Below are 10,676 nucleotides of genomic sequence, written 5' to 3' on the forward strand. Positions count from 1 at the left end.
CCTATGATTAGAACAGAAGCACTGGTCTATGCAGAGCAATATGCGGCGCAGGAAGAGGCGCTGCACAGCAAGGGGGATGGACGCAGCAGCATCCATTACCCTGCGCTGTTTCTTTTCCTTGGCGACAAGGTATCCCCGGCCATTGAGCAGGTGCTTATGCGCTGCGAGCACAAATGGGATAATGCCGCCGGAGTGCTGGCACTGCATGCCGGTAAGGAACAGCATGGTAAAGAGGGAGACAGCAAGGAGAGGGTCATGAGGATGGCTCTGCCGGATGCGGCAGGGCGTGATCCCCGGACAGTACGCCAGGATGTCTACCGGGAATTTCATGAGGACGGCCGTTATCTGGCCGGAATGAACCGGACGCTCCGGCGGATCGGTAACAGCATAGCGGACTATGGACGGCTGTATTCTTCCTTTGATGTAATCCATCTCTCCATCATTACGCGGGTCGATGACCCGCTTAATGTGCTGCTGCCTGAGGTTGCCCTGCTGGCCCGGGCAGTGCTCAGCCAGTCCTTCAAATCGGTGCAGACCGACCTGTACACGCTGATTAACGAGCGGGAGCAGGGGGATAACTTCGGATATTCCAGCTCGGTTGGGCTGGCTTTTCTGCGTGAACTGGACGGGATGCAGCAGCCGGACTATATGTTTAAAGCGCCGCTGCTGGTTACGGAGGACGGATTGTCGATTCCGGTGGGCCACGGCCCTTCTGCATTGTTTGATCTGGTCTACCTGCTGTCGGACAAAAACGAACGGGGGATGACCCCGGTGAACGGGATGGAGGATAACTACGAGATTATTGCGCACATCAGCCTGCTCAAGAACCGTGTGCGCCCTTCCTCCGATCAGGCTTCCGGTCACGGCGGCTATAACAATATGACGTTCAAAAGCGGCATCCGCGGCAGCACCGGCAGGCAGGGCTATGCTTCCGCCGGATTCTCGGCGGTGCGCAGGCCGAGTAAGCCGGTTGCCGTGGCGGTGCTGTATCATGCCTTTCATATTCTGGCCGCGAAGCTGCAGACCGGCGGCGGCTGGAGCCTGCGCGACCGCCAGGCGCTGCTCGGCCTGACGCCGGAGGCACTGCGCGAGCGTGCCGCGGGGTTATTGCCGGATGAGGCGGGCATCGCCGAAATGACCGGGCTGATGAGCCACGGCCGTCCGTCCTACAGCGAGCTGAAGCCGCTCTCGCTGCGCGAGGCGGAAGCTCTGCTGTTCGGCGACGGCGGTGGGGCGTATTTCCGCAGCAACTTTGCGGAGGGTTCCGCTGCGCGTGCTGCGGCTCTTGACCCTGCACGCGAGTGGGCCGCCGTAATGGCGGCTCAGGAGCAGGCCGCTCCGCCGGTGACGTTCTACCAGCTGGCGGAGTGGACGGCCGAGCAGGGCGAGGCCGGGGGCAGTGTGCTGAACGCGCTGCGTCAGCACATGGGCGGTTTGCGCTCGGCGCTGGCAGGTGCCGAGGAGGAGCTGGAGCAGCTCTACGCGCAGAGCGTGGAGCGCCAGCCGTTCCAGCGGGTGCCGCTGCTCGACAAGCGGACCGTGCGCAATTTCATTCATTATTTGTTTGAGAGTATATATAGTAGGAAATACGAGATTCTCAGGCTGAAGCTGGAGCTGGGGATCGCGCTCCGCTATGACGCGGCGCTGGAGCAGCTGCATGCAGAGAGCAGAGCCAAAGTGCAGACGATGCAGGCGCTGGAAGAAGAGCTGCGCAGCCTTGCGCTGTCCACCATCGGAAGGTCCGGTGAAGCGGTGGATCAGAATATCATGGAATACTACCGTACCGTGACCGCTGAGGTTATGCTGGATATCGAGACCCGGCGCGGGGCGGCTATCTTCTTCAGCGACCGCTTCATGGGCAGCATCTCGGAGCTGCTGCGCCAGGGCGGTCCGGCGGTTGTCCGCCGCCTAATTGAGGTATGCAAAAGAGAGCTGCTGACAGCGGAGCCGTTCGCACTCCCCTTCGAGGAAGAGCTGCTGCGGCGGGCCAATGTTGCAGCGGCGTACGAGAACCGGGAGATTGTATCCAGGGAAGAGCTGTTCAGGCAGCTCTATCTGGGTCTTGAAGACGGTGCTGCTATTAACGTCCGCCTGTTCGAGTATACGCAGGAGCACCGCCATGAGGAGAAATACTTCTTCGGCGACAGCGGCTCCGAATTTCTTCGCTACGCGCTGAACGCTGACGGAACGACCCGGATTTACCGGCTGGGCGTTGTCCACGAGCAGCGAAGAAGCGGCGTGGAGAAGCTCAACCTGATGGGCGGCTTCCATCTGGAGGACCTGCTCTATTACCGCAACGGCAAGGTTTACTATGAAACCTATGTCCAGAACGGCTATAAGCTGCACGGCGTGGATGAGGAGCAGCTGCCTGATCTTAGATGAGTAACGAGGCCGGCAGGCTTCTGAGTTGCTGTTACGCTGCGGAGCTGCTGCGCCAGGGGCATGGTGTTGAGGTACTAAGCATGCTGAATTATTAAGGACGTTAAAAGCTAAGGTGCTGAAATGCCCTTGATTCCAGCAATCCTCCAGCAGTTATCAGCAACGGAGCTTATCCGCCGCCTATTTCGCCAGGGAACACACGACCGAGAGGATAACAGGCTGGCTGTGCTCCGGCAACAGTATAGATATAATAAAAGTTTGTTCCTGAAAGGATGAGATGGATGCAGCGGAAAATCAATCTGCTCTTATTATGTTTCAGTCTGCTTGGCGGCGGCATAGCTTTTGTGCTGGGGGAGCTCCTGCTGGGCAGCAGGCCGTATGACCTGCCGTCCATATTAATTGTCGGGATCTATTTTGCCATAGTAGCGCTTGGCATCGGACTGGGGGCACTGCTGGCGGAGATGATCTCCCCGCGGCTGAACGGTTTATCGTGGAAGCAGCGCTATCTGGGGCTGTCATGGAAGCTGCTGCCGCTGACGGTGGTTATACTGTTCGGAGTCGGCACACTGATGGAATTTGTGTACGAGCTGAATTTCGGCGGCATCCGAACGGTCAAGAACGTCGTCATGGTCATCGACGACTCCGGCAGTATGCAGCAGAGCGATCCCGGCAACAGCCGGTACACCGCAGCGCAGGAACTGGTGCAGCAGATGGATACAGATAATCAGGTTGCTGTCGTTACCTTCAGCCAGGATGCTGCAGTCGTTCAGCCGCTGATCTCACTGCGGAGTACGGAGAACCGCGAGAAGGTATCGGAGGTGATCGGCAGTCTGCAGACGACGGAGGGCGGCACGAATATCAGCGGAGCACTCACCGAAGCTATGAACGTAATTAACACAGACGCTACCAGCCGCGGAGCTATGGTCATCATGCTGTCAGACGGCTTCAGCCAATTCAATACTGCTACAGAATTGAATGAGTATACAAGCCGCGGCATCGCCGTGAATACTATCGGGCTTGCGCTGGATGATCCGTCAGGCGCCACATTGCTGCGGGATATTGCCGCTGCGACAGGAGGGCAATATTACGATGTTACTGACGCCGGAAGTCTGGGCGGAGTGTTCCAGCAGATTTATGACCGGCTGGGTGACCGTACCCTGCTTACAGAGCGCAGCGATGCTACGGCAGACAGCCCTTATTATGCAGTTGTACGGATTCTCGCGCTGATGCTGGTCGGCACTGCGCTTGGGATTGGACTGGGTATTATTTTTGATAACAGGCATTTAGCCAAAAGCTTCGGTATCGGCGGCTGGACAGCCGGCCTGTGCGCCGGTTTGATTCTCGAATTCGGGCTTAGCGGCCAGTCCTTTGGTGATACGCTGGTTAGACTCACCGCTGTACTGGTGCTGGCGGCGATCATTGCACTCTTCACCTATGTGGTGCCGGTCGGCGAAGGAAGGCTGTCCCGCCGGGGAAGAAGAGATGCGGCGGCAGCACCGGGTTCCGAAGGGTTCCATTCGCCGCGCAGAAACAGGAACAGCAAGGGCTTTTAAGTCCCGGCAGCAAGGTTACAGGCTGTAGGAATTGTGAAATGTGAAAGGAGCATACAGTCATGAGGTACGCCGAGGTAACGACCCCCGCACAGGCTGTTACGGAAGTGACGGCCCGGGTGGAGGACCGGTTGTGTACGCTGAGATGGCGCTGGCCGGACGGCGTGCAGGCGGTTTGTATCCACAAAGGAGCGGCGGAGGGGCCGGAACGCGAAGCGCTTCCGCCTTCCGGCATGAAGCTGTACACACGTGAGGAATATAAAGCGAATAACGGATACCGTGACCGGATGGATGATATCGGACTTGTATCCTATACCATCTATGCCCGGATCGAAGACAGCGGTGAGACGCTGCTTCTTAAGCAGACAGAAGGCGCTAACCAGATTACAGTAAGTGCAGGCAAGGCCAGAATTTATTATTCCGTCAGCCAGAAGAAACCGATATTCGGCAAGCAAAAAACAGTACATATGACGATTACCGCCGAAGTGCCGGTACCGAAGGATGTACTCTGCTATGTCAAAAAAAGAGGCGGGTATCCGGCCTCCCGCGAGGACGGCGTGCTGTTTCCGTTCGTGCAGGATTTTGCCGCCGGGCGAAACACGCTGCCGCCGATCGAGATTGGCAAAGAGGACTTCGTGCGGATCTTTTTCACCGATGGGCGTAAATACGGACAATATTATGAGCTGGTACCGGAATAAGTGTATTCTGTGCAGCTAAAAGTCAGGTTTTTTCACTTGGACAAGCTTTAGTTGCACTTTATACAGCTATATCAGGAGAAATCTCCGGAATGGGGCTAAAATACCAGATATAAGTGTACAAAGTGCAGCTAAAAGAAAAAAAGCCGTGCTGGAAGGTAATATAGATGCACAAAGTGCAGTTAAGGCACGGCGTAGCTTAGAGCGCACACTTTTTAGCCAAAGCCAGTGACCAACAGGCAAGTAACGCTCAGACAACGACAAAACGTTGGGAGGACAACAAATGTCTTTTTTCAGCCGCTTTATGAAGAAAAACCAGCCGCAGCCGCGGCCGCTCTTTTATGATATTGTGTGCCCTTACTGCTTCACGAAGTTCCAGCCGGAGGAAGTCGTTTTCCGGGCTATGCACAGCCGTGAGGATGATGAGAATTACGCGCTGGGCGAGGATGATGCCTTGAATAAGTACCGCGAGCGCTTCGGGCTCGATACGGTGGATGATATGGAAGCGATTTTGAATCCGGCTGATATTCCTGAGGAATACCACCACTATACGGATCATGTGCTGACCGGGCTCACCGACCGCTACGGGGTGCTGACGCGCAGACGGCTCTGTCCGGCCTGCCATAATGAGCTGCCAGTAACCGCAGGCAAGGTACCGAGCAACATCATTTCGATTATCGGCGCTTCCCAGGTCGGGAAGTCGGTGTATATGACCTCGCTGATCCATACGCTGCAGCATACGACGGCAGGGCATTTTGATGCCGCCTGCATGCCGCTGAATGCCGAGATCAGCCGCAAGTTCCGGACGCTGTACGAAGAGCCTCTGTTTGAGCGAGGTGATCTGCTGGCCTCGACCCAGAAGGAAAAAATGCAGGAGCCGTTCATCTTCCAGTTCGTCTTCAAGGACGAGAGCAAGCCGCCGCTGACGCTGGTGTTCTTCGATGTGGCCGGTGAAGGTATGGTTGACCAGGATTATCTCGGGCTGCACGGCCAGCATATCAAAAACTCTGCGGGCATCCTGTTCATGGTCGATCCGCTGCAGATCCGTTCCATCCGCGAAAAAATCCGTATCAACTACGGCGATAAGCCGGGTGAATGGGTGTCGCAGTATGATGAGCCGCGCGATGTGGTGCTGACGATGTTCGGCGATTTTATCGCCTATCAGGAGAAGAGCAAAACCGATATTCCGACAGCGGTTGTTCTCGCCAAAAGCGATATGCTGCATTCGCTCAAGGATGAGGACGGCGATTATATCAAGGCGAACAGCAACGTGTTCAATAACTACGTGCACCGTAAAACGCTGAATCTGGACGAGTATCATAATATCGACGGAGAAATCCGCCGGTTTATCGAGAAGGTGGACCGTCCGTTCAAGGATACGATGGATGTGTATTTTGCCAATACCGGATATTTCGCCGTTTCTGCGCTGGGCAGCAATCCGGTCAATCAGAAAATCGAAGGTGTGGTCAGCCCGATCCGTGTGGACGAGCCGTTTATCTGGCTGCTGCATAAGCTGAAGTATATTGAGGGGAGCGACGGGCCGTGAACAGATTCTCAGGGTCCGGGATCACCCAGCAGATGTACACCCGCGAGCGGCGCGGGGTTTACCGGTCAACCGAGGGCTTCGATACCGTAGCGAAATCGGACAGTCTTGATAATAATTTTGTCAAAAAAATTCTCCACCCCTTCTGCGTCTACGATGCTCCGGCTGAGCTCACAGCACGCGGCGAGAAAAGTGAGGAGATGTATCCTGCTGCGCTGCATCTGTTCCATACGGAGACCAACGATACGGTGATCGGGCAGAGCCGCTATCTGGCGGCTGATTTTACGGGACAGCGGAGCGCTTTTTTCGCCCATAACTTTATTGTGCCGCCGATCCGCTCGGAAGAGATTGTGGAGCATTACGGGGACTGGCTGCATGCGGACTTTGCCGCTGAATATGACGGTGAGCCGGGCGGTACGCTGCCGGAGCTGACCGGTATTCCTGTGCGTGAGCGTACAAGCCGGCCTGAGCCGCTGGAGGTGCTGCGTGCACTCGGTTTTAGCGAAGAGCTGTTCAAAGCGCTGCTGCAGGCAGTTATGCTCTCCGTAGCCGGGAAGAAAAAAATCTATATTGCACTCGATGTGCCGGTCATAGAAATTTCGCGGCGCGCTGCGGAACTGACAGAAGTGCTGTTTCGGGCCCTGCCGTTTGATTTCCGCCGCCGTCTGGGTGTCATTACCTATGCAAATGAGCCGCAGAGCCGCAAATACATTCATCTGACCTTTGTAGAAAAGGGCGCACTGCGTCCCGGTGACCGGAGCATCGAGAAGGATTATGTCTTTGATCTTTCATCCGGCCGTATTCTCAATGCGGACTTTACGGGGACGCGCCAGCCGTTTGCCGGGCTTGCCTGGACAACCCTCAGCCGCGGGGGCAGCATGGAGGACTTCGGCCGGTTCGCCGATTCGCTGCTGCTGGGCGAGGCTGCTGAGCGGAAGCTTCAGCTTGCGCTTTATAATGAGCTGGCGGTTTTTTATGAGATTGAACAGGGGAATGAGCAGCTGTACACGGAGAACAAGTCTGCTGTGCTCGGCGGGCTGTTATCCTACCTGAAGCCAGAGGGCGCACTGGAGTCACGGATCAGGCTGAATGATCTGTTTCTGGAGCGGTTCGACCGTGAGTATGATGCCGTCCGGCAGCGCATTATTCCAGAGCCTGAGGTGTTGGAGCAGTTTAAGGCGTATTTTGTGCTGGAGGGCCATAATTACCGGGGCAAAATTGTCGATTACTTCATCAACGCCATGCTCAACTGTCCTGCCGCCGGACGGGAGGATGTGCTGGCAGCGGCATACGGCATCATTGAGAGTGACGGGGAGCTGAGTGCAGCCTTCTTCAAAAAAGTGCTGGTTCAGCCGGTGTTCCGCAAAGCCTTGCTGGAGCCGTACATCGACTCCAGGCTTGCTGCTGCCGCTGATATGAGAGAGATCATGCGCTTTGTGTTCCACTGGGGGCGCTTTTTGCCTGAGGTGCTGCAGCAGGCCTTTGTCCGGGATATGGTGAAGGAGTATCTGCTGGAGAAGCTGGCCGGGGACAAGAACCCGGTGGCTGCTGTGGCTGCTGCCCATGATTTTGTTGAGCAGGCGGAAAAAGAGCGGCGCAGAGGCAGCGGCCTCTATCCGGAGGCAATGTCGCTGCTGCTGGAGCTGGCGACAGCCGCCGACCGCTTTTTGCTGAGCAGGGTAGATCTGGACGGGCTGACGATGGAGCAGCTGCTGGATATTTCGTTCCTGCGTTACCGGGATACGGAAGACTGGCAGCCGCCGCTGGATGCAATCAGCAGACGCAAGGCCAATGCCCTTCGTGCCGCCTACCGCTGGTTCGGTGAGGAGAAGCCGGATGAGGAGGTTTTTGCCGGACTTGCCCCGCGTGAGCTGGACGATGTGCAGCTGCTCGGGCGCCGCTGGCTGAAGGAGGCAAGCAGCGCCGAGCCGTTTGACCGGCTGCCGCTTGCGTTCTATCACAGCAGTGAGCGCGCGGACGGACCGCTGGATTATGATGCACTGCTGGAGCTGGTTGTGCGTAAGGCGGCCGGTGACAAAGAGACGGTGTACCGTTTCTTTGACTGGTCGCAGGGCAGCTGGCTGTTCACGGTCTCGAATAAGAAGCTGTGGCCGGGCTATAAGCGGGCTGTACTGAGATATTTCATGAATCAAGACCGTGAAGCGTTCAAGAGCCGTGAATTCCGCAAAAGCTATGCGGCTGCAGCCGGACCGGCGCTGCAAAATGTTTATAATGAAGCCCGCAGCAAGCTGGCTTCACCGCTGGCGCGGTGGGTCAGCCGCAGCCGATTTCAACTCCTGATCAGCGGCTCCGTCCTGGGGCTTGTGATCATCGCAGTGATTATCGCGGTCAGCCTGCTGCGGCCGGACCCGGCACAGCCGGAGACAGGGGCAGGGACAGGCGGCGATTCGGCGGTTACCGTTGCGCTCGGCAGCGGTGCTGCAGGCGGTACACGGCTGGTGTTCACCTTTGAAGATACTGAGACATGCTCCGCCTTTAACCCTTCGGAGATTGAACTCATGTCCGGCGACAAGGTGACGGACACCTACGGTGTTATCGCGACGACAGGAAGTTGCCTGGTGTCGGCGCCGGGACCGGATGAAGGCGTTGCTGGTAATGCCGGATCTGGAGTGGATGAAGGCGCAGCTGGTAATGCCGGATCTGGACCGGATGAACGTGCGGCTGGTAATGCCGGATCTGGAGTGGATGAAGGCGCGGCTGGTAATGCCGGGTCTGGAGTGGATGAAGGTGCGGCTGGTAATGCCGGGTCTGGAGTGGATGAAGGCGAAGCTGGTAATGCCGGGTCTGGAGTGGATGAAGGCGCGGCTGGTAATGCCGGGTCTGGAGCGGATGAAGGTGCGGCTGGTAATGCCGGATCTGGAGTGGTTGAAGGCGCGGCTGGTAATGCCAGTACCGGGACAGGAGACGGCGGCGAGTCCGTCTCTTCCCCGGTGTCATCCGGCCAGCCGGGCGCTGCGTACTACCGTGTCACCGTTGACCTGGAGCCGGGTGCAGTGCTTGCCGCCGGCAGCATGATCAAAGCCGGTGATTACAAGCTGATTGTTCAGCCTGACCCGGCGGCGGGAGCATCCTCCACGCCGGCAGCGGAGCCTTCCGCTACAGCGGGGGCAACGCCTGATGCTTCGGCTGGTGCCGGTACTACTGGCAACAACGCTGGCGGCAACAATGCATCCGGTGGAGCTGACACAGATGCAGCCGGCTCTGACGATGCTAATGCAGAGAGTACTGCGGGTGCGCAGTAACGCCTGTTTGTCCCTGACCAACTAGTGTCACCAACTAATATAATCCTGAACAGTACAAGTGACCGATAACGGCACGGGTACGTTCAGGATTTTTTTCTGCCAATGGTGGGCGGTGGAATACTAATATATAGGGTGCTGTCGCAGTGAAAGAGTATTTTATCCCAATCCTCCGTATTCTCAACGCGCATAAATTCGATTTTGATCAGTACAACTATCGGCAGAGGGGCGGGCAGGAATGTTCAGGTGCGGTCAGGTTTTTTTCTGCGGAATGCTGAAGAGGTGGTTGTAGTTAAGTGGATTTTAGACAACTAATCTTTGCAGAAATAAGCGATGAACCGGTTTATGTGGAAATTCTCCATCTAATTCAGCCGATCACTCGAAATAAGCAGAAAACTAGAGGATTAAGTAACTATTTTCCACCTATTTACACTAAAATCGGGATTCCGGCAGAATTAAATTACTTTTTTCCAACTAATTTCAGGTGTGTTTGTTGTCGGAGTAAAGAGGGGCTGTAGGCATCAGGACAGTGGTAGTTTGCACGGCAGGTCGTCCGAGTAATTAGCGTGGTGGTGGAGTGGTGAAGAGGGAAGTGGGAAGTGGGAAGTGGTGGAGTACTGGAGCAGTGGAGTAGTGGACTTGGAATAGGAGTGGGGTAGGATTAGGTAGGAGTAGGAGTAGGAGTAGGAGTAGGAGTAGGAGTAGGAGTAGGAGGAAGAGGAAGAGGAAGAGGAAGAGGAAGAGGAAGAGGAAGAGGAAGAGGGTATAGCTAGTCGGAGAGAAAGGGAGGGCTGCATGGCAGGGGGCGGGTAATTATTGTATGGGAAAGGGCTGAGAAGGAAGTCTGCGCGGGCATGCTCTCCCTGACACATATTTGCCGGGTAGAAGCAATTCTGCTGCTGACGCCTGTTCACCTGCCGCCCTACTGACATAGAGTGGAATGAGATTGTTACAGCTTTTCTATGGACATACAGGGGAATACTAGCTATGATTATGAATATTAAAATTTAATAAGCTAGTGAAAAGGGTGCGTGTTCTACCTTGATAGAACCGCTTAATAGGGAAGGCCGGTGCGAATCCGGCGCGGTCCCGCCACTGTAAATGCAGAGTGACCCCTGCTGATGTGCCACTGTCCGGATGTTTAGAAGGGCGGGAAGGCAAGGGGGAACGATGAAGCACAAGCCAGGAGACCTGCCTTTTTCACAGACGTTTCACTTCTTCGTGGGGTAAGAATGCGGAACACTTGCAG

5 protein-coding genes and 1 riboswitch are annotated in these 10,676 nt (G+C 56.1%); all 5 genes read left to right on the forward strand.

All coding sequences use genetic code 11. The features are described from left to right. The first annotated feature begins 3 nt into the window (after positions 1 to 3). The 5 genes from R70331_RS04185 to R70331_RS04205 all read left to right on the forward strand — a co-directional run bounded on the left by R70331_RS04185 (position 4) and on the right by R70331_RS04205 (position 9,430). Positions 4 to 2,382 carry a transcription initiation factor TFIID gene (locus tag R70331_RS04185; protein WP_042173121.1) on the forward strand — a complete coding sequence of 793 codons (2,379 nt, stop codon included), beginning with the start codon at positions 4 to 6 and terminating at the stop codon, positions 2,380 to 2,382. 278 nt (positions 2,383 to 2,660) lie between these two features. Then, a complete protein-coding gene (locus R70331_RS04190; protein WP_042173122.1) occupies positions 2,661 to 3,932 on the forward strand; it encodes a vWA domain-containing protein in 1,272 nt (423 codons plus the stop codon). 59 nt (positions 3,933 to 3,991) lie between these two features. Then, positions 3,992 to 4,627, forward strand: a complete 636-nt coding sequence (locus R70331_RS04195; protein WP_042173124.1) for a hypothetical protein — start codon at positions 3,992 to 3,994, stop codon at positions 4,625 to 4,627. 280 nt (positions 4,628 to 4,907) lie between these two features. Next, the gene (locus R70331_RS04200) at positions 4,908 to 6,170 is read left to right on the forward strand and encodes a hypothetical protein (protein WP_042173126.1); all 1,263 of its coding nucleotides are present in this window, start codon (positions 4,908 to 4,910) and stop codon (positions 6,168 to 6,170) included. After that, positions 6,167 to 9,430: a GAP1-N2 domain-containing protein gene (locus R70331_RS04205; protein ID WP_052418904.1), complete on the forward strand. Its 3,264-nt coding sequence runs from the start codon at positions 6,167 to 6,169 to the stop codon at positions 9,428 to 9,430. Before R70331_RS04200 ends, R70331_RS04205 begins: the two co-directional genes overlap by 4 nt. A gap of 1,005 nt (positions 9,431 to 10,435) precedes the next feature. Further along, a riboswitch (cobalamin riboswitch) is annotated at positions 10,436 to 10,640 on the forward strand. Positions 10,641 to 10,676: the final 36 nt, after the last annotated feature.

It is taken from the genome of Paenibacillus sp. FSL R7-0331 (genome assembly GCF_000758645.1).
In the GTDB taxonomy this organism is placed as follows: Bacteria; Bacillota; Bacilli; order Paenibacillales; family Paenibacillaceae; genus Paenibacillus_AQ; species Paenibacillus_AQ camerounensis.

What these genes read in the sequence shown, in the direction of transcription:
- R70331_RS04195 (WP_042173124.1), top strand. Translation starts at nt 3,992, where the DNA reads ATGAGGTACGCCGAGGTAACGACCCCCGCACAGGCTGTTACGGAAGTG.
- R70331_RS04185 (WP_042173121.1), top strand. Translation starts at nt 4, where the DNA reads ATGATTAGAACAGAAGCACTGGTCTATGCAGAGCAATATGCGGCGCAG.
- R70331_RS04190 (WP_042173122.1), top strand. Translation starts at nt 2,661, where the DNA reads ATGCAGCGGAAAATCAATCTGCTCTTATTATGTTTCAGTCTGCTTGGC.
- R70331_RS04200 (WP_042173126.1), top strand. Translation starts at nt 4,908, where the DNA reads ATGTCTTTTTTCAGCCGCTTTATGAAGAAAAACCAGCCGCAGCCGCGG.